The 19,575-nt window shown below is 45.6% G+C and carries 21 protein-coding genes; 17 read left to right on the top strand and 4 right to left on the bottom strand.

Translation table 11 applies throughout. From position 1 onward, the window contains the following. The first annotated feature begins 60 nt into the window (after window positions 1–60). From AC23N5_RS00975 to AC23N5_RS00945, 7 genes are all read left to right on the top strand, one after another. A complete protein-coding gene (locus AC23N5_RS00975; protein WP_487754162.1) occupies window positions 61–771 on the top strand; it encodes an SDR family oxidoreductase in 711 nt (236 codons plus the stop codon). Between the two features lie 88 nt (window positions 772–859). Further along, window positions 860–1,768 carry an ROK family protein gene (locus AC23N5_RS00970; RefSeq protein ID WP_183972123.1) on the top strand — a complete coding sequence of 303 codons (909 nt, stop codon included), beginning with the start codon at window positions 860–862 and terminating at the stop codon, window positions 1,766–1,768. 190 nt (window positions 1,769–1,958) lie between these two features. Further along, window positions 1,959–3,077: a glycoside hydrolase family 130 protein gene (locus AC23N5_RS00965; RefSeq protein ID WP_487754161.1), complete on the top strand. Its 1,119-nt coding sequence runs from the start codon at window positions 1,959–1,961 to the stop codon at window positions 3,075–3,077. A 3-nt stretch (window positions 3,078–3,080) separates the two neighbouring features. Beyond that, complete coding sequence (locus tag AC23N5_RS00960; RefSeq protein WP_487754160.1) at window positions 3,081–3,692, top strand: PH domain-containing protein; 612 nt, start codon at window positions 3,081–3,083, stop codon at window positions 3,690–3,692. Window positions 3,693–3,983: 291 nt separating this feature from the next. Continuing rightward, complete coding sequence (locus AC23N5_RS00955) at window positions 3,984–4,673, top strand: 3-keto-disaccharide hydrolase (RefSeq protein WP_183972120.1); 690 nt, start codon at window positions 3,984–3,986, stop codon at window positions 4,671–4,673. A gap of 3 nt (window positions 4,674–4,676) precedes the next feature. Beyond that, window positions 4,677–5,558, top strand: coding sequence for a tyrosine-type recombinase/integrase (locus AC23N5_RS00950; RefSeq protein ID WP_028524120.1), 882 nt, complete (start codon window positions 4,677–4,679; stop codon window positions 5,556–5,558). A gap of 12 nt (window positions 5,559–5,570) precedes the next feature. Then, window positions 5,571–6,887 (top strand): Nramp family divalent metal transporter, encoded by a 1,317-nt coding sequence (locus AC23N5_RS00945; RefSeq protein ID WP_487754159.1) that lies wholly within the window; start codon window positions 5,571–5,573, stop codon window positions 6,885–6,887. 55 nt (window positions 6,888–6,942) lie between these two features. Here the strand turns inward: AC23N5_RS00945 and AC23N5_RS00940 are convergent, their stop codons facing one another. Next, the gene (locus tag AC23N5_RS00940; RefSeq protein ID WP_487754158.1) at window positions 6,943–7,938 is read right to left on the bottom strand and encodes a cation diffusion facilitator family transporter; all 996 of its coding nucleotides are present in this window, start codon (window positions 7,936–7,938) and stop codon (window positions 6,943–6,945) included. Between the two features lie 104 nt (window positions 7,939–8,042). On the opposite strand from AC23N5_RS00940, the gene AC23N5_RS00935 reads away from it, so the two are divergent. Both AC23N5_RS00935 and AC23N5_RS00930 read left to right on the top strand, forming a co-directional pair. Next, window positions 8,043–8,600 carry an NUDIX domain-containing protein gene (locus AC23N5_RS00935; RefSeq protein WP_487754157.1) on the top strand — a complete coding sequence of 186 codons (558 nt, stop codon included), beginning with the start codon at window positions 8,043–8,045 and terminating at the stop codon, window positions 8,598–8,600. A 31-nt stretch (window positions 8,601–8,631) separates the two neighbouring features. Next, window positions 8,632–9,258: a LysE family translocator gene (locus tag AC23N5_RS00930; protein ID WP_183972111.1), complete on the top strand. Its 627-nt coding sequence runs from the start codon at window positions 8,632–8,634 to the stop codon at window positions 9,256–9,258. Window positions 9,259–9,317: 59 nt separating this feature from the next. On the opposite strand, the gene AC23N5_RS00925 is transcribed toward AC23N5_RS00930, so the two are convergent. Genes AC23N5_RS00925 through AC23N5_RS00915 form a run of 3 tightly spaced genes read right to left on the bottom strand, consistent with a single transcriptional unit; the run spans window position 9,318 to window position 11,580 of the window. Further along, window positions 9,318–10,685, bottom strand: coding sequence for an alpha/beta hydrolase family protein (locus tag AC23N5_RS00925; RefSeq protein ID WP_487754156.1), 1,368 nt, complete (start codon window positions 10,683–10,685; stop codon window positions 9,318–9,320). Then, window positions 10,682–11,326: an SdpI family protein gene (locus AC23N5_RS00920; protein WP_183972109.1), complete on the bottom strand. Its 645-nt coding sequence runs from the start codon at window positions 11,324–11,326 to the stop codon at window positions 10,682–10,684. Before AC23N5_RS00920 ends, AC23N5_RS00925 begins: the two co-directional genes overlap by 4 nt. Next, the gene (locus tag AC23N5_RS00915; protein ID WP_028524127.1) at window positions 11,323–11,580 is read right to left on the bottom strand and encodes an autorepressor SdpR family transcription factor; all 258 of its coding nucleotides are present in this window, start codon (window positions 11,578–11,580) and stop codon (window positions 11,323–11,325) included. The genes AC23N5_RS00920 and AC23N5_RS00915 overlap by 4 nt, the downstream gene beginning before the upstream one ends. 179 nt (window positions 11,581–11,759) lie before the next feature. On the opposite strand from AC23N5_RS00915, the gene AC23N5_RS00910 reads away from it, so the two are divergent. The 8 genes from AC23N5_RS00910 to AC23N5_RS00875 all read left to right on the top strand — a co-directional run bounded on the left by AC23N5_RS00910 (window position 11,760) and on the right by AC23N5_RS00875 (window position 19,500). Then, on the top strand, window positions 11,760–12,983 hold the full coding sequence (locus tag AC23N5_RS00910; RefSeq protein WP_487754155.1) for an OmpA family protein: 1,224 nt from the start codon (window positions 11,760–11,762) through the stop codon (window positions 12,981–12,983). Between the two features lie 101 nt (window positions 12,984–13,084). Next, window positions 13,085–13,753: a CBS domain-containing protein gene (locus tag AC23N5_RS00905; RefSeq protein ID WP_487754154.1), complete on the top strand. Its 669-nt coding sequence runs from the start codon at window positions 13,085–13,087 to the stop codon at window positions 13,751–13,753. A 50-nt stretch (window positions 13,754–13,803) separates the two neighbouring features. Further along, window positions 13,804–14,679 (top strand): NAD kinase, encoded by an 876-nt coding sequence (locus tag AC23N5_RS00900; protein WP_487754153.1) that lies wholly within the window; start codon window positions 13,804–13,806, stop codon window positions 14,677–14,679. An 87-nt stretch (window positions 14,680–14,766) separates the two neighbouring features. Then, window positions 14,767–15,765 carry a DUF6089 family protein gene (locus tag AC23N5_RS00895; protein ID WP_183972105.1) on the top strand — a complete coding sequence of 333 codons (999 nt, stop codon included), beginning with the start codon at window positions 14,767–14,769 and terminating at the stop codon, window positions 15,763–15,765. Window positions 15,766–15,819: 54 nt separating this feature from the next. Beyond that, a complete protein-coding gene (porG, locus tag AC23N5_RS00890; protein ID WP_487754152.1) occupies window positions 15,820–16,509 on the top strand; it encodes a type IX secretion system protein PorG in 690 nt (229 codons plus the stop codon). Between the two features lie 57 nt (window positions 16,510–16,566). After that, the gene (locus AC23N5_RS00885) at window positions 16,567–17,577 is read left to right on the top strand and encodes a dipeptide epimerase (protein ID WP_487754151.1); all 1,011 of its coding nucleotides are present in this window, start codon (window positions 16,567–16,569) and stop codon (window positions 17,575–17,577) included. An 18-nt stretch (window positions 17,578–17,595) separates the two neighbouring features. Beyond that, window positions 17,596–18,678, top strand: a complete 1,083-nt coding sequence (locus tag AC23N5_RS00880) for an aminotransferase class I/II-fold pyridoxal phosphate-dependent enzyme (RefSeq protein ID WP_487754150.1) — start codon at window positions 17,596–17,598, stop codon at window positions 18,676–18,678. Window positions 18,679–18,801: 123 nt separating this feature from the next. Next, on the top strand, window positions 18,802–19,500 hold the full coding sequence (locus tag AC23N5_RS00875) for a DUF2306 domain-containing protein (RefSeq protein ID WP_487754149.1): 699 nt from the start codon (window positions 18,802–18,804) through the stop codon (window positions 19,498–19,500). Window positions 19,501–19,575: the final 75 nt, after the last annotated feature.

Genomic DNA, 19,575 nt, shown 5'->3' with positions numbered 1-19,575 from the left:
AGCCAACAAAAGTAAAACTTTATCTTAACCTTTGTTTAACGAAAATAACATTTTTTTAAGATGACCCCTATTGTAATTGTCAGTGGAGGAACAAAAGGAATCGGAAAAGCGACCATCGAACGTTTTATGGAAGCTGGATTTGACGTCGCTACTTGTGCGCGCCGTGAAGCCGATTTGGTTCAGCTCCAGCAGGAACTTCAAACGACATTTCCCCAACAACAACTTTTTTATAAAACGACCGATATGGCCATAAAGTCTGAAGTAGAGGCATTTGTGGCATATATTCATAGTTTAGAGCGGCCCATTGCGGTTTTGGTTAACAACACGGGCTTGTTTGCACCTGGGCAAATTCACAACGAACCCGAAGGCACGCTCGAAAGCATGATTGATACCAATTTATACAGTGCGTATTACCTGACGCGTGGGGTGATTGAAAAGATGATTTTGGCCAAAAAAGGGCATATTTTTAATCTCTGTTCTACGGCAAGTATCACCGCCTACACCAACGGCGGGTCGTATTGTATTTCAAAGTTTGCGCTCTACGGCATGACCAAAGTTTTGCGGGAAGAACTCAAGCCGCACGGGCTCAAAGTAACGGCTATTTTGCCAGGAGCTACCCTAACGGCAAGTTGGGAAGGAGTAGAATTGCCCAAAGAACGCTTTATTCAAGCAAGAGACGTGGCTGAATCCATTTGGTCGGCCTATAACCTAACTCCTGGAGCGGTGGTAGAAGAGATTTTGATACGCCCGCAATTAGGAGATATTGGATGATTTTAGGAATTTTGGGTCGAAAATTGGTAACTTGCGCACTTAGTCTCCTTTTTTATTATCATTCACCGATAACGATTTACACGCACTGATGGAACAATACTTGGGTATAGACGTTGGTGGCACCAACGTTAAAATGGGCGTTGTTGACACCGAAACGGGTCGAATTTCTAATTTCTACAGCCACGATACGGCAAGCTGGAGAGAAATGGGACACTTCGAAAAACATTTAGGTGACGCTATTGCGATTCAATTGCACGAATACCCCAACATTAAAAAAGTAGGTATAGGTCTCCCTGGGATGATTAACCGCAAACGTACCGTACCGTTAGAAATTACCGCTATCCCCGAAATTGACAATGTTCCGTTGGTAGATTACCTTTCTGGCCGTTTTGAAGGTGTGCAGTTTTTCCTTGAAAACGATGCAAATGCGGCGGCACTTGGGGAGTTTTATTTTGCCGAAGAAAAAATCGACGAAAATTATATTTTCATCACTCTGGGAACAGGCGTAGGTGGAGCGGCAATCATCAACCGCAAGGTTTTTGTGGGCGGCGATGGCAACGCCATGGAGCCTGGGCACGTTCCGTCGAAAAACGGAAAAGTGTTGGAACGTAACATTGGTAAAAAAGAATTGCTCGATCTTGCCAATGACATGCGTAGCCGCTATACAAGCGAAACCCAATTGCCAGGCGATGGCTCAATTTCAACCACAGGTTTGGTGGCTGCCGCCGCAGAAGGCGACGAGTTGGCACTCAGCATTTGGAACGAAGTAGGCGAAATGCTAGGCGATGGCTTGGTAGCCATGATTCGCATTTTGGACATTAAATTAATCTTGATTGGTGGTGGTTTGTCCGCGTCGTTTGAGTACATCCTCCCAGCCGTTGATCGTCGTCTCAACTACTGGTTGACGCCCTATTATTTGAAAGACCTTACGATTAAGCGTGCTACGTTGGGCAACGATGCGGGCCTTCTGGGCGCGGCGTCTCTTTGCTTCGATTAAGCAAGCTTTAGCATTCAATAGCTTTATTGATAGCCGTAACAAGAGTCAGTCTGCTGATTTTTGTTACGGTTTTTTTTTGTTTAGGAGGGTAAAAACGCGAATGAAATAGGTTTGTGAAAATATCAGGTTGTGAGCAACCTGATGCACAACGGTGAGCAACCTGATGCACGAAAATTCGATACGTAAAACCATGAAACAACTAGTGCTTATTTTGGGCTTAACAAGCTCGGTGTCATTTGCCCAAAAGACACAACCGTGGATGATTGGCCCTTTCCAAAAAGCGGATGCCGCCAATCCTATTTTGGAGGCCAAAGCAGGTACGACTTTTAAATGCCCTGTGCGAAACGAAGTGGTTAACTGGGAAGAAAAGGACGTTTTCAACCCCGCAACGGTCGTGCGAAATGGCAAGGTGTATATGGTGTATCGTGCTGAAGATAAAGTGGGTAAATATGCGGGTACGTCGCGTTTGGGGTTGGCCGTTAGTGCCGATGGTATTCACTTTAAACGGATGCCCGAACCTGTCTTTTATCCCGACAACGATTTTATGAAAAAGTACGAATGGGAAGGGGGCTGCGAAGATCCGCGCATTGTCGAAACCGAAGACGGGCGCTATGTAATGACCTATACGTCTTACGATGGTAATTTGGCGCGTTTGTGCGTGGCGTCATCTGCTGATTTAATTCATTGGCAAAAACATGGATTAGCTTTTGGAAATTTTATCAAATCAACCCGCGATTTTTGGTCAAAATCAGGGGCGATTGTGTGTCGAAAAGTAGGAGATAAATTCATTGCAACCAAAATCAACGGTAGGTATTGGATGTATTGGGGCGACCAAGCGCGGTTGTACGTGGCTACTTCTGACGACTTGCTGAATTGGTACCCCGCCACTCGACCTACTCAAGCCGATTATAAACCGTTGGACGTCTCGGATGTCAATTGCGTGGCCGTGGCCACTACTCGCAATGGCAAGCACGATTCGCGTTTGTTGGAGTCGGGGCCGCCTGCATTTTTAACCAAAGATGGAATTGTGTTGATTTACAACGGCATGAATTACAACCAAACGGGAGACGGCAACTTGCCCGAAGGTACCTACGCCGCAGGACAGTTTTTGTTTGACCCCGAAAACCCAACGCAGTTGAAAGACCGTTCGGAAAACTATTTTTTAAAACCCGACAAACCATACGAAATTGCGGGGCAAATCAACCAAGTATGTTTTGTCGAAGGGTTGGCGTCGTTTAAAGGAAAATGGTTTTTATATTACGGCACGGCCGACTCTAAAATCGGGGTGGCAGTGAGCAAACAGAAATAAGCTATGTTCGTTTTCTGGATTTTTGCCTTCATTTTTGGGCTATTCGGCTGGCTGGTGTACGGCAGCAAAAAACTCATTGAAGGAGTAGAAAAAGAGTATGAGTTAGTGGAGCAAGTACAAACCTACGACATCTCGGATAAACAGTATTGGAGATGTTTTGATACGTTTGCTGGCGGCTTTTTTATTTTCATGGGGCTTATGTTTATCTGGAGGTTTCTGCGCAATTTTCCACGTACCAATAATGCTGAAACAATGTTAGCGGTGGGTTTGATAGCTTCAATGTTGTTTGGTGCAGCTATGTTGTTTATTTACCCCAACTACCATTATCGCGTATTGACCAAAAACCGTCCCGTGACTTTCGACCCCGTCCACAAAATGATGGGAGTGGGGGAGGCGGATGATGAGCGTGTTTTTTCGGTGAATGAAATCGAAAAAATAATCATTCATGCAACCGATTCACGCCTCGATATTAGGTATTGGGAAATGAAATTAAAAAGTGGCGAAACGCTTTTACTCGACCCCCGCTTTTGGATGGGAATGGCAACCGAAAAGTTCTTTGAAGGAGTTCCCCGAGAAAGAAAAACGTATTGGATTCCGTGGTTTCGGCATGAGTAAAAGAACTAACTTCAGATGGCGCGAGGTTGTGCCTCGTGCCGATGATAGGAAGGCTTCTAGCCTTTCGTGTTATTGAGGCTGGAAGCCTTACCATAGTGAGCACGAGCGTGGACGCTCGCGCAATCGGTGAAAGAAAAACGTATTGGATTCCGTGGTTTCGTCATAGAGAAGTATAGGAGTCAGCAAAAGATTTACGTTATTTACTATTTCTTACAGGTTAAACGCATTTTTTTAAAACAGCCTCGAAGAGGCGAAACATTTGTAGAAAATTAAAACCAATTTATACAAAAGATGAAAAAGAGTCGTATTGTATTATTCCTCTCGCTCCTGATTGTTGGGGGTACTGCGCAGGCGACGAAGCCAGGCCCTTGGAAAAATTTGTTTGATGGAAAAACAACCAAAGGGTGGCATACCTACGGGAAACAAGGAGTGACGGGCTGGATGGTCATGGACGGTTCGTTGATGACCCACGGAAAATCGGGTGATTTGGTCACCGATGAAGAATTTGAAAGTTTTGAGCTAGAGTTTGAGTTTAAAATTCCAGCGAAGATGAACAGCGGTGTGATGTACAAAGTCATTGAAGATCCCAAACATCCACCTTATTACTCAGGTCCTGAGTTTCAAGTGATTGACGATGAAGGGTATCCGCCATTTAACGATAACGGTAAAATGGTGAAAATCAACGATAAACAAAAAACAGGCGCGAATTACGACATGCAAGCCCCAAGCAAGTGGGTAGCAAAACCTGCGGGTCAGTGGAATAAAGCTAAAATTGTTATCGATGGCAATCACATCGAACACTGGGTCAATGGCGTAAAAGTGGTTGAATACGAGTACGGTGGCGATGCGTGGAAGGCGCAATTGGCCAAAAGTAAATTTACGAAATGGGCCTACGCGACTCCGCACGCCAAAGGTAAAATCGCTCTCCAAGACCACGGGGATGAGGTTTGGTACAAAAATATGCGCATTAGAAAACTCTAAAAAATGATAGAAACCTTCTTACAACACCTGACCTTCGAAAAACGCTTGAGCCAGCATACCCTCACCGCGTATGCCAAAGACTTGGAGCAGTTTAAGGAGTTTTTGGAGAAAACCTACCAACTGCAAGACTTGGCCAAGGCCGATTTTCGAATGATTAGAGGGTGGGCAGTAAGCATGGTGGAAGCCGAATTGCACCACCGCAGCGTGAACCGAAAATTGGCCACGCTGCGGTCGTTTTATGGGTATTTGTTGCGTTGTAAAGCCATCACGATTAATCCGATGCTGCGGGTGTCGTCGCTCAAAACCGACAAACCATTGCCGCAGTTTGTGGAAGAAAAAAGCCTACAATTGCTTTTTGACGAAATTACGTTTCCGCTCGATTTTGAAGGCACGCGCGACCGTTTGGTGTTGGAGTTGTTGTACGGCACAGGAATGCGTTTGGCCGAGTTGATTACCCTCCGCGACGGCGACGTCAATGCCTATGACCAAACGTTGCGAGTCTTTGGAAAACGGAGCAAAGAGCGCGTGGTGCCAATTTATAAAGGCTTGGTTGAGATGATTAAGCAATACCAGCAATTTAGAAACGAGCAGTTTCCGAATCCTCCAGATCAAAGCCTGATTTTGACCAACAAAGGCGAACCCGCCTATCCCGTCCTGATTCAGCGCATTGTGAAAAAATACTTGTCGGCGGTGACGTCGCTCCAAAAACGTAGCCCTCACGTACTGCGCCACACCTTTGCGACGCATTTGCTCAACAACGGTGCCGACCTTAATTCGATTAAAGATTTGCTGGGACACAGTAGCTTGGCGGCGACGCAGGTTTATACCCACAATTCGATTGAAAAACTCAAAAAAATCTACAAACAAGCCCATCCCAAGGCATAAATCCCCGTTGCTATGCTTGCGCCTCCCCAAACCCTCTTTCAACGTTTTCGTTACCTTGGCCCTGGTTTTATTCTTTCGGCAGCCATTGTGGGGTCGGGCGAGCTGATTGCGACGACGGCGTTAGGAGCCAAAGCAGGTTTTGTGACTTTTTGGGTGGTGTTGGTGAGTTGCTTGGTCAAAGTAACCTTGCAATTGGAGTTTGGAAAAAATGCGATTTACACGGGTGTGCCTACCATGCAGTCACTCAACCGCCTCGATGGTAAAAAGTGGGGAAAGGCGCATTGGAGTATTTGGCTGTGGTTGTCGCTGCAAGGCTTAAAACTGCTACAAGTCGGTGGGATTGTGGGCGGCGTTGCCATTGTACTCAATATGGCGTTTCCGTTTTTAGGAACAAACCTTTGGGCAGCAATTGCAGCGCTCGTTACGGCTGTGTTGGTCTATCGTGGTTTTTACAAACCCGTCGAGCAAGGGTCGTTGATTATGATTATTCTGTTTACCGTTACGGTGCTCATTTCCCTTATTTTGTTGCAATTTACTCCTTACGCCATTAGCTGGGAGCAACTTAGCAGCGGGTTGTCTTTCTCACTTCCGCCTGCGGTGACAGGCGTGGCGATTGGGGCTTTTGGAATCACGGGCGTCGGCGGCGACGAAATCATGTTTTACAACTATTGGTGCATCGAAAAAGGCTACGCGGCCTACGCAGGCCCCAACGACGGCAGCCCCGAATGGGCCGACCGAGCCAAAGGTTGGATAAAAGTGATGTACTTGGATGCCGTGTGTTCGATGATTGTTTATACCCTCGTAACGGCGGCTTTTTATTTGTTGGGAGCGGCATTGCTGCACCAACACGGCGAAGTGCCCGAAGGCTACGCCATGATCGAAACCCTTTCAAAACTGTTTACCCAAACGCTGGGCGAATGGGCCAAAGTGATTTTTTTGATTGGTGCTTTTTTTGTGCTTTACTCTACCCTTTTTACCGCGACGGCCAGTTGGTCACGGATTTTTGGCGATGCGTTTGGACAACTCGGCTGGGTCAAATTCGACGACGAAGCCTCGCGCAAACGCGTGATAGGAATGCTTTCGTGGGCTTTTCCTATCATTTGGTGCGTGCTTTTTTTGGTTATTCAGATGCCCGTTACGATGATTCTTTTGGGCGGAATTGCAACTTCTATTTTGCTGCTATTGGTACTTTGGGTAGCGTTGGTGTTTCGCTACCGAGAGTTGCCCGTGTCTCTTTCACCCACACCTACCTACAACTTCTTCTTCTGGTTAAGCGTCGTGTCGATTTTAATGGTGAGTTTTTACGGAGTTTGGCAGGTGGTAAAATAAATCAAAATACTACTTCTAGTTCTTGCTGTTCTTTTCCCTCTAGTTGGCCTTGTAGTCAATCGGCTTCTACGAAGTGCTTTTGATTTTTCGACAAGTTGTGGATGCTCCAATCAATGTCTTTCTTGAAGGCTTTGCTTCGTACGGGGCAGCCTTCGAGGCGGCAGTACTTGCAGCAGTCGGGAAGGCAAGGGTCGGCATGGATAAAAAGCTCCACGTTGCCAACGTAATTGGCTTCAAGCGCGTCCTCAAATTCATGAACAGCTTGGTGGACTTGTTGCAAATCCCAATAATAAGGGAGCGTCAAATGGCAGTCGATGTGGAGGTCTGAGCCGTACTTTTGAATCCGCATGTTGTGCACATCCACCCAATAGTCTTGTTTGTGGTTGCGCAAAATATCAACAGCATGTTCAAACAACTCGGGGTCGGTTTCGTCCATCAATGCCCCTACTGAGGTACGAATAAGTTTAAAACCGTTGTAAAAAATCACTAACGACAACACCAACGATGCTGCGCTATCAATCCACTGAATTTTGGTAAGCATCAACAAGCCCAAGCCGACCAAAATCAAAACGCTGCTCAAGCTGTCGGTAACAAGGTGTTTGCCGTCGGCAATGAGTGCTTCCGAGCGAGTCGTTTTTCCTACTTTTTGTAAATAATAACCCAACGCTCCGTTGATAATAACGGTCAATAGAATCAGCAAAACGCCCCAGTCGAGGTGTTCAACGGGCTGAGGATGAAGTAGATGCTGAATAGCCTCAACGGCAATCCAGACCCCAGCTATGATGATAAGTGCTCCTTCAAAACCTGACGAAAAAAACTCAATTTTGCCGTGTCCATACGGGTGGTCATGGTCTTTCGGTTGCGAAGAAAGGTAAATGCTATAGAACGCAAAGGCACTAGCAATGACGTTAATGATGGATTCGAGAGCGTCGCTAAGAATGGCGTTGGAATGGGTCAAATAGAACGCGGCGAACTTGATACTCATCAAGATTATGCTCAACACAAGGGAGACGATAATCCAGCGAAATTTAGATTTTTGGCTAACTTGCACGACTTTTTTAAAAGTAATTGGCCGCAAAGGTACGAGTTTAGGGGGAAACAATTGCCCTGTACAACACTTATTCGACCATTAAAACTTGTCAATCGACCAAACGTATGTCTTTACCGAACGAAACAATAAACCCGTGGAAAACCCTTAAAAGTGAAGTGGTTTACGATAATAAATGGATTCAAGTACGGCACGAAGATGTCATAAATCCCAGCGGTGGTGAAGGGATTTATGGGGTAGTCCATTATAAAAATAAAGCCATTGGCGTGATTCCTATCGACAGCGAAGGCTACACGTACTTGGTCGGTCAGTATCGCTATCCGTTGAACGAATACTCGTGGGAAATTCCCGAAGGCGGTGGCCCGATGGACGAAGACCCGATTGAAGGCGCTAAACGAGAATTGTTGGAAGAAACGGGTTTAATAGCGGCCAAATGGACAAAAATTGCGCGCGTTCACCTTTCCAATTCCGTGGGTGACGAGGAGGGCTTTTTGTACATCGCCGAAGACCTTACCCAAGCCCAAGCCGAGCCAGAAGATACCGAACAACTGCACGTTCGGAAAATAGCATTGTCGGAGGCCATTGAAATGGTGATGCGCTCCGAAATTACAGATTCACTCAGCGTCATGGGCTTATTAAAAATAGCCCGACTGCGAGGGATTTAGAAAGTAGATATTCAACAACAACTAAAAACGAATGCTTATTGCTGCACTTTACGGCCTCATTACGGGGGTTTTACTCTGTCTTACTTTTGGAACTGTCTTTTTTTCATTGATTCAAACCAGCGTTGAGCGCGGCTACCGAAGCGGAATTCAAATCGTTTTGGGCGTGGTGGCGAGCGATGCTTTTTTTTGCTTTACAGCTATTTTCGGAACGTCATTTTTGCCCCAAATTGAACACTTTGACAAATGGGTAGGGGCCATTGGGATTATTTTTTTGGTGGTTTTGGGGGTTAAAAACTTCTTTCGCGTCCCGACCATTGCGTCGGAAGATAAAGAAGACGAACCTCGTAGTAAGCGTTCGATGGTAAAATTGTTTTTAAAAGGCGTGGCTCTCAATGCCCTCAACCCCGTCAATTTTATGTCGTGGGCGGCCATTGCTACGTACCTTCGCACCAAAGGCCGTTATGATTTGGCCGAAATGATTATTTTCTTCAGTATGAGCCTCGTAGGGGTGTTTGGCACTCAGACTGCTTTGGCCGTTTATGCCCAGCGCCTTCGCCAGTTTATCACGGTTAAGCGCATGAAGTACGTCAACGTCATTACGGGCGTGGTATTTTTGGGCGTAGCGGGAAAACTCCTTTGGGAGCAGTTTTTGAAATAACAGCACCTTCCCGAAAGTTTTAAACTTTCGGGAAGGTAAAGAACTTTCGGGAAGGTGTTTTATCTCTTCTTCACCCAATTAGTGACCAACTCAAGGGCTTCTACGGAGAATGTTTCCTCCAAAAGACCGTATTCGGCGGAGGTGCACTTAGTACATTTTTGGAACAAATGGTTCAGGCCAGGCAGTTCAACCGTCTCAAATTGTTTATTGCCAGCAGCCGTCAAACCGCTTTTAAAACCCTCTAAATTGGGTTGAGAAGCCACCTGAACGTCCTTACTGCCGTTGAGGGCAAGGACAGGAATCGTGATTTTTGACAAAACAGGCTGCGGGTCATATTTGATAAAATACCGATACCAAGAGGAGTTCATGGTTTCGATTTGTTTCAGAAAACCCTTGCGACCTTGTTCCGTTCGGTAGCCAAGTTGCCCCAACACGCTTTCGGGTTGGCTTTTTACCCATTGGTCAAAGGTAGCTTGAAGGCTATCTTTGATGTCGCCTTCCAGTGGTAACCTAGCTACCGTTGAGTAGATGACTTCGTTGAGGCTACGCACTTGATTTCGGTAGGTTTCATTGCTACCCATTTGTTTCAAAATATCGTCGCTTTGGCGGAGAAGTAACTCTTTGCCACTCATTCCCAAACCCGCCAAGGAGACAATAAACGCCACGTCTTTTGATTGTACCGCTGCAAGAGGTGCAATGACACCGCCTTCGCTGTGGCCGATTAAGCCTATTTTTTTTGGGTTAACTTCTTTTCGCGTTTTGAGGTAACGAATGGCATTTAAAACATCTTGGGCGTAGTCGGCCGACGTTCCTATCGAACCCGTCGTTTCACCTACCCCTCGGTCGTCAACGCGCAACACGGCGATGCCTTGTCGGGTTAAGTGGTCGGCGATGACCCAGAACGCTTTGTGCCCAAAAAGGCTTTCATCTCGGTCTTGCTGACCAGAACCTGAAATAAGCACCACTGTTTTGAACGGGCCTTTCCCTTCGGGCAAAGTGAGTGTTCCGCCAAAAGTAATCGAACCCTCATTGTTCGTAAATTTGACCTTTTCATCGCGGTAGGGAAAAGGCGCTTTAGGCATTTGGGGGCGTTTAAAAAACGATAATTCTGCCACTCGTTTTAGGCGCAACGGGGTAGGAAAACTATTTTGTTTCCACTGACCTTCAAACGACAAAGAATCTATTTTACCACTGAGCAAAACGTTGACACTTTTCAGCTCACCTCGCAAACTATCTCCCTGAAATACAGTGTTTTTTAAGGGTTGCTCAAACATTCCCTGCTCAGGAATAAAAACCTGGGCGGTTTGGGAAGTAGTAGTTATTTTGAGCCCAAATTTGAGCGTTGAGATTGTACCCTCGTACCACGTTTGCGAAAAACTCGTGTGTCCAATTCCTAAGCACAAGAGTACTTTTATCCACTTTTTCATTTTTTTTCTTGTTGATATACACGGTATGAATATGCCACAATCCAGATTGTTGAGCCAAAAATTAACCCTAGCGTCCAAAAAAGTTTCCACAATTCGGGCAACCAGATGACGACAAACGCTCCTAATAACCCCATTCCAAAGTACAATTTGGCGGCCAATTGGTGGGTTTTACGCCACACGGTTTCGCTTTCGAGTGTCCACGGAGTACGGAAGCCCACAAAATAATTGGACTTGATGTTGTTGAAGTAGTTCCCAATCCCTGCAAACAGTAAAAATACCCCGACCAGCAAAATCGTCGTAAAGTTCTCGCCTGCCATTTCCGAGAGAGAGGCGCGAATAACCAAGCAATGCACCAACGCTAGAAAGGTCACAATCAGCAGCACTAACTTGGGATAATGTTCTGATAAACTAGCTTTGTTGAGACGAGGATCAAGCTGTGGAACGTACCGCAACAAAAAATATACGCCAATGGAAACGGCGCTTAATATGGTAAGCGTCCATTTGGGGCCGTAGGCATCGGGTTTACCACTTGGGCCAAAGTGCGTTGGGACGATGTCGGGAAGTTGGTTCCACACCAAAAACAGATAAACAAGGGGAAGCACAATAGCGACCCAGGCGAGGTATTCTAAGGTCTTTTTCATTGGTTTTTAAGGGTGAAAATCCAGGATAATAATTCGTCTAAAACGGTAGTGTTGAGGGTGTAATAAATAAACTGACCTCGTTTGTCGGCACTGACAAGTTCGGCTTGCTTGAGCAAATCTAAGTGGTGAGAAATGCTCGGTTTGGTCATGTCAAACCGTTCGGCAATTTCTCCCGCAGTAAGGTCGCCTTCCCGCAAGATTTCTAAAATTTGCCGTCGAGTGGGGTCGTTAAGGGCACGGAAAAGGGTGTTCATAGTTGATTAAATAATTAGACAATTATCTAAATACTTTTTCATTTAAAAATATACATTGGTAGAAATGGTCAAAAAGTGGAGTTGAATGGCGGAGAATTAACGATTTTTAACAAACAAATAGCACTAATCTTTTTTCAGAGACGTTATTCGGGCGAGTAAAAAGAATCTTTGCTAAGACCATGAAACGACTACGCTACTCCTTTTTATTATTTTTATGGGTTTCATTTGGGGCGATGGCTCAGAAAATTACCACGTTAAGCCCCTACGTTGAAGAACAATCGCAGCCAGATGTGGCACTTACTAAAGTGGAGCTGACTGATGACTACACGATATTGCATTTTAGGTTTGAGTCTGCGCAACGTAATCCCACCCTTCGCGATTTTTTTGGCGAGCGTCAAGGAAATTTAGATAGAAACTATATTGAGGTTGACCCTAAAAGCCGTTTGTACGAACCTAAAAATACAACAAAAAAATACAGGTTTATCAAGGCAGTAGGGATTCCTGTAGCCCCAGAAACCCGCACGGTTTACCCTGGCGATGTGGTGAAATTTTCGGTTTACTACGAAAGACTCGACCCAGGCATCGAGGTATTTGATATGTTTGAGGGAAAAGATTACGGAACAAAGCGGTATTGGAACTACTTTGGCGTACACATTCGTAACCCAAGGAGAGTGCCGCCCAAACCCAAGCCTGAACCTAAAAAAGAAGAACCGCCCGTTATTGCCAATACACCCACACCCGTGCCGCCAATTGAGAGCAAATCAGAAGCGCCCGTAGCCAAAGTGGTGACATTGCGGGGAACGGTGATAGATGCTAAAACGAAAAAACCGATTGCCGCAAAAATAAGCTACGTCGTACCGAGTGAAGACAATGGACTGGACTCGATGCAGTTGTCTGCGTCGTCGGGGAAATTTAAAATTAGCTTGGATGCGGGCAACAAATACGCATACGTGGCCGCAGCGAAAGGGTATTTTCCTGTTAGTGGTGCGTTTGATTTGACAAATGCAAAGGCTGGAGAGGAAGTCGCCAATGAAATTACCCTAAATCCCGTAGCGGTGGGAGAAAGCATTACGCTCAACAATATTTATTTTGATACGGGTAAGTATGATTTGTTACCTGCTTCGTCATCTGAGCTTGACCGCCTTGTTCAACTCATGCGCGAAAATACCAACATGGAAATTCGAGTGGAAGGGCATACCGACAATCTGGGTGATTTTGATAAAAATGTAGAATTGTCGCAAAACCGCGCCAACGCCGTGAAAAAGTATTTGGTAGCCAAAGGAATTGACTCCGCGCGGGTGGGAGCAAAAGGCTTGGGTTCTACCCGCCCTGTTTCCAAAGGAACATCCGAAGCAGAGCGCCGTCGCAACCGTAGGGTTGAGTTCATCGTAGAGAAACTTTAAGCTACTATTGGTGCTCATTGGTACTGTTTGTAATAAATTCACACAATATTTTTGGAAACTTTAAATAACTTTTCTAAGTTTTCCAAAAAATACACATCAACATGCTCGCTGAAGAACTTATTAACTCTACGACGCCCGTTTTACGACCGTACGATTCGGTGGGGCAGGCGGTTGACTTAATGGACGAGTATGGCCTACGTCAGTTGGCCTTGGTGGAAGAGGAAGAATATAAAGGACTGCTCAGTGAGGACACGTTGTTGAGTTTACCTGACGACGAAAAGCAGCTTTCGGACTTAAACCTTCCGCCCAACCCAGTTCATGCAACATCATTTCAACACATTTTTGAAGTAATGGGAATTGCTAACCATTACCAATTAGATACGGTTCCCGTACTGGACGAAGACAATTTGTACGCAGGTACGATTTTGGTAAGCGATATGATTTCTAAGTTTGCCAACTTGCTTGGAGTTCAAGAAAAAGGGGCGGTGGTCGTGCTTAAAATGGCCAACCGAGATTATTCATTGACCGAAATTAGCCGATTGGTCGAATCCAATAGCACAAAAATTATTAGCAGCTTTTTTTCGGGAGCCGAGTACGGCGCGCTTGATGAAGCCACGCTGACTTTGAAGCTAAATCGTACAGAAGTGTCGGCCGTAGTAGCCACCCTAGAACGCTTCGGCTACACGGTAGAGAACGTCTTTGGCAATGCACCCGTGGAAAACCCTGACCGTCATCGCCTTGATTTATTGTTACGGTATTTAGAAACCTAATCGTAGAAAGTTCTACCTTTGCGTCCTTACTTATTTGAGAAGCGATACCCATGAAAATCGCCATTCACGGACGTATTTTTACCACAGAAACGCAGCCTCACGTACAGGCTTTATTTGATATACTTCAACAAAAAGGGGTAGATTTCTCAATTTCTGCGTCCTTTTATACGCATCTTCTTCAAGCAGGAGTAGAGCCACATACGCCCAAAACGTACCCCCATCCGCACGGGGCTCCCGATGCTGATTTTATTTTTAGCATAGGTGGCGATGGTACGTTGTTGGAGTCGGTCATGCAGTCGCGTTCGCGCCAAATACCCATTTTGGGGATAAATACGGGGCGTCTAGGTTTTTTAGCGACCGTTTCCCCTGAGTGTATTCCTACCCAATTAGCAGCGCTTTTTGAAGGAAATTACCAGATTGAAGAGCGTGCATTGGTTAGTGTAAATTCGGACAACGATTTATTTGAAGATTATAACTTTGCCCTGAACGATTTTACCATCACGAAAACCGATACTTCGTCGATGATTACCATTCATGCGTACTTAGACGGGGAGTTTTTAAATTCGTATTGGGCTGATGGACTTATCGTTTCTACTCCTACGGGCTCGACTGGTTATTCATTGAGCTGCGGAGGGCCTGTTGTATTACCAACCAACGACGTTTTTGTCATCACCCCCATTAGTCCGCATAACCTGAACGTTCGCCCCATGATTATTCCCGATGGAAGTCAGTTGACTTTTCGGGTAGAAAGCCGTAGTAATAATTTCCTTGTTTCGCTAGACTCGCGGTTTCGGATTGTGGATTCTACCATTGCGTTGACCGTAAAAAAAGCAGTTTTTAAAGCGCGACTTGTCAAGTTTAAACAAGATAATTTTGTACAAACCCTACGTACAAAACTACATTGGGGGTTAGACGCCCGCAATTAATCTTAGGCGCGATTTTTGCGGGGATATTCAATAAAAAGATTCATTTTTGCGTTGAACACAAAGTCACGCATCAATCCAGTAAAGCGAATGAATTATAAGATAATTGTCGGAATCGTGTTGTTTACGCTGTTTGTGACGCTCCAATCGGAAGCACAACGCCGTCGTCGAACGCCATTTGAGCAGTACTCTACCGTGAGTTTTGGGGCGGGGACGTCTAGCTATGCAGGTGATTTGGCCCCCTATCGAAGTCCAGTGAATACCTTGTTTAAAACCATGCGCTGGAACATTAATGCCGCTTATACGAAGCATTATACACCGCATTTGGCAGCCCGTTTTGGGTTTACGTGGGCACAAATTTTTAGTGACGATGAATACTATAACCGCGGAGGTACGCCGTTTTCAGGGGCGTATGTTCGAAACTTACATTTTCGTAATAACCTCAAAGAATTTAGCTTAGTAGGTATTTACAAATTTTGGGGAGATGGACGTAGCCCAAATCGTCGCGCAAAGTTTACCCCCTACATTTTTGCTGGAGTTGCGCTGCTTGCTCATAATCCGAAAGCAATGGTTCCTGATTCAACATCTTACGACAGGTATCCTAAAAACAAGCGCTGGATAGCCCTCCAACCACTAGGAACGGAAGGCCAAGGACAGCCAGGGTTTGAGAAACCTTACTCATTGGTAACCTATTCTATTCCTTTTGGATTGGGCTTTACTTGGAAAATCAATGACCAGTGGAACGTTGGGGTAGAAGGTGGCTTCCGTTTTTCGGGGTCAGATTTTTTGGATGATGCAAGTGGGTTTTATCCAAATCCTGACATTCTTAAAAATGACATGGCACGAGCGATGTCAAACCGTACGCTTGAGCAAATTGCAGCACGTACTGGACGTGATCGTACTGAAACTGTAGCCAGAATTGTCGATCCCAATAACCCAACAGCTAATCCGTTTGCAAATGGTCCTTTGGGAGGATGGCAACAGGGTGATTTTAGAGGAAATCCTGTTCGGAAAGATACCTACATGCTTTCCAGTATCACAGTAACCTATGTGTTACCAACTAAAATTAAATGCCCGCCGATTCGTTAAGTTATTGGACTTCGTTAAAAGTTAACAAGGGCAAAAACCAAGAATTCATCATACGTGGATAGCAAACTGCACACTTATTTTATCGGCTTCCTTTTGGGAGCCTTTTCTTTACAGGCCGAAGCCCAGCGGTGGAATATTGGCGCTGGACTAGGAGGGTTTAATTACAAAGGAGACTATGCTCCTTTTTTTAACCCTAAAAACTATTTGCCTGGAGGCCATGCTTTTGTGCGTTATAATGCGTCGCCAGCAGTTTCGTTGCGATTAGGCGGAAATATGGGCATTATTGGAGCAAAAGACAGTCGCTCGTCTGACCCTTTCAATCAGGCCCGTAATGGCTCGTTTCGTTCTAGGGTAGCTGAAGGAGATTTGATACTTGAGTATAACTTTCTGAATTACTCGCAACGCCGTAAAGACGTCAACTGGACGCCCTACCTGATGGGTGGATTGGGGTTTTATAAATTTAAACCGCGCACAAAAACGGCCGAATATAAAACAACCCAAATGAATATTCCTTTTGGAGCGGGAGTGAAGTGGGAGTTTAAACGCCCTTGGAGCTTAGAGTTTGAATTTGGTACTAGGGTTCTTTTTACCGATTACTTAGACGATTTGGGAGATAACGTGCCATTGGGTCAAAAACTCCAGCTTGGCAATCCAACTACCCGCGATAAATACTACTACACGTCAATTACCCTGAGTTATACATTTTATAGTATTATTTGTCCGCCAGGATTTTCGACGGATTAAGCAACGCAAAGAGGAGAGAAAAGATGTACTTTTGTCTCCTCTTTTGTTTTTAGACGTATGCAATTATACTTTCATCGCTTCGACTTACGGCTTCGCCACACCTTTACCATCGCTCACGATTCACGCGATGTGCAACCTACGCTCATTGTAGAACTCCGAGAAGGGAGCTTTCGGGGCTTTGGAGAGGCTACTTCCAACAAATACTACGGTATTACGATTGAAGGAATGATAGGCCGCCTTGAGCAAATACGAAATGTGATTGAAAACGATACCCTAACATCTCCCGAGGAGTTTTGGCAGTTGACCAACCAATACTTGCACGATATGCCGTTTGCGCAGTGCGCTTTGGATGAAGCTGCCAACGACCTTTGGGCCAAAAAACAAGGGAAAAAGCTCTACGATGCCTGGGGGCTTTCAGCCGATGCAATACCAATTACTGATTACACCATCGGAATTGATAGCATTGATAAAATGGTGGCAAAAATGAAGGAGTTTCCGTGGCCATTGTACAAAATTAAATTGGGTACAGCAGAGGATTTGGAGATTGTCCGAACCCTACGTAGCCATACTGATGCGGTGTTTCGAGTAGATGCGAACTGCGCTTGGACGGCGACGCAAGCCATTGAGTATAGCCATGAATTAAAAAAATTAGGCGTTGAATTTATCGAACAACCCCTGCGTGCGGACGATTGGGCGGGGATGAAACAAGTTTATGCGGAAAGTGCGTTGCCCTGCATTGCCGACGAAAGTTGCATTGTAGAAGCAGATGTGGCCAAATGCGCAGGTTACTTTCACGGAGTCAATGTGAAGTTGACCAAATGCGGTGGCCTTACGCCCGCACGACGAATGTTGGCCGAAGCCAAAACCCTTGGCCTGAAAACGATGGTAGGCTGTATGAACGAAAGCAGCGTGGGTATTTCGGCGATTGCGCACTTGCTTCCCATGCTCGACTACGTGGACATGGACGGTACGTTGCTTATTGCCAATGACCCTGCAACGGGAGTTCAGTTTGATTTTGGAAAAATTATTTTTGCCACCGAAAACGGTACAGGTGCACAATTGCATTAGTACCAACGTTGACCTGTTTTGAATTCTGCTAGTTATCACCAAATCACCCACTTGCCTAATCGGACGATTGAGCTCGATGGAAAAACGTACTTGTATTTTAGCGGTACGGCGTACCTAGGTCTGCCGCAACATCCTGCTTTTCAAGCCTTGATTCAAGAAGGGTTGCAGGTGTACGGAAGTGTATATGGGAGTTCGCGTAATGGAAATCTCCAGTTACGTATCTATGAACAAGCGGAGGCTAAATTAGCGGCTTGGACGGGTTCGGAGGCGGCGCTGACGTTATCGTCGGGGATGTTGGCAGGACAGGCCGCAATTCGGCAGTTGATGTTAGATGGGTACGAGTTTGTGTATTCTCCCGATGTCCACCCTGCGGTGTGGCATTTGCCTCAAGTGTCGATTCCAGCCGTGAGTTTTGAGGAGTGGGTTGAAAACTTAGTGAAACCATCGTCTTTTCAGGATACAGCTAAAGTATGCTTAGTCACTAATTCCGTGGATGCTTTACGCGGAAAATTATACGCGTTTGATTGGATAACACGCCTTCCCGACGACCGAGAATGGGTCTTGCTCGTTGACGATTCGCACGGATTGGGGGTGATTGGCGAGGAAGGAAAAGGTATTTGGGGGCAAATTCCGTCGTTACCTCACGTTCGGATCATCGTTACGGCGTCTTTGGCCAAAGCGATGGGGTTGCCTGGCGGGGTCATTTTTTCGGACAAAATCACACTCCAAAAAATTCGTTCGACGGCTTACTTTGGCGGTTGCTCACCCATTGCCCCTGATCACCTGTACGCGTATTTACACGCTACCGACTTGTATGCTGAGGCATACCAGCGTTTGGCGTATAATGTTCGTCAATGCGCTACGCAACTTGCTTCTTTGGGGCTTTTTAATGCTTCCAACGCGTTATTTCCAGTATTTTACACTCCTCACGACGACTTGTATCCATTTTTGCTTCAGCGGGGTATTTTTGTGTATAGTTTTGCTTATCCCAAGCCAACGGACAGGGCCAATACCCGCATTGTATTGAGCGCTTGGCATACCGACGAAGACATTGAAAATTTGGTAGAAGCGTGTCGTGTATTTGCAGAGACTAAGCGCTAATTTCTCCACTCTCTCGGGGCGACACTTCACGCCAAAGATGCGACGCTTCGTCGTGTTTTGCTATCCTTGTGCCTGATTTTGTACGAGTTTTGGTTCATCAATCAACCAATAACCAGTCAGGCCATGAAAACTTTTTTCCTTATCACGCACATTGTTTTTGGGTTTTTAGCCCTTGGAGTAGGAATTGTTCCGATGCTTTCCAAAAAAGGCAATACCCTTCACAACCGAACAGGGTTGGTGTATTACTGGTCGATGGTGGTTGTGGCGTTTTCTTCGGTAGGTTTGGTGTTAGTAAGCCCTTTTACAGATGGACGCTTGTTTTTGACAGGCATCGCTGTTTTTAGTTTTTACATGTGTTTTACGGGAAAACGAGCCTTGCAACAACGTGGAAGTGAGCCAGTTCGCTGGTATGATTGGGCGATTTCGTCTGTCATGGGGGCGGCGTCAGTGATAATGATGGCCTATGGTTTGTATTTTGTGCAGCGTTCATTTCAAACGGGGCACTTTTCATCGATGAGTATATTATTTTTGGCTTTTGGTTTTTTTAGCGGCACCAATGCGTTGTACGATATTCGAAAGTACCTTGCTCCCGAAAAAGCAAAGTATGGTGCGAAAGAATGGTTTTTTATCCACATTGAGCGGATGGGTGGGTCGTACATTGCTACGTTTACCGCGTTTGCGTTAGTAAACATCCGTTATATTTTTCCCGAAGCGCCTCAAGCAGTCTATATTGCCACTTGGATTATGCCAGGTCTGATGGGTGGGTTATTTATTGGCCGTGCCGTTCGTAAGTACGCTACTAAATTTCGTTTGGCAGTATAATAAAAATAGTATGCAAGCCTACCAAGTTAAAGATTAACTTCTATATTTGCCTAAACTGATACCAACTCACAATAG

The sequence above is a fragment of the Runella sp. R5_40 genome (genome assembly GCF_057652295.1).
The sequence above is the reverse complement of the archived record's forward strand: the minus strand, read 5'-3'. Positions and strand labels throughout refer to the sequence as shown.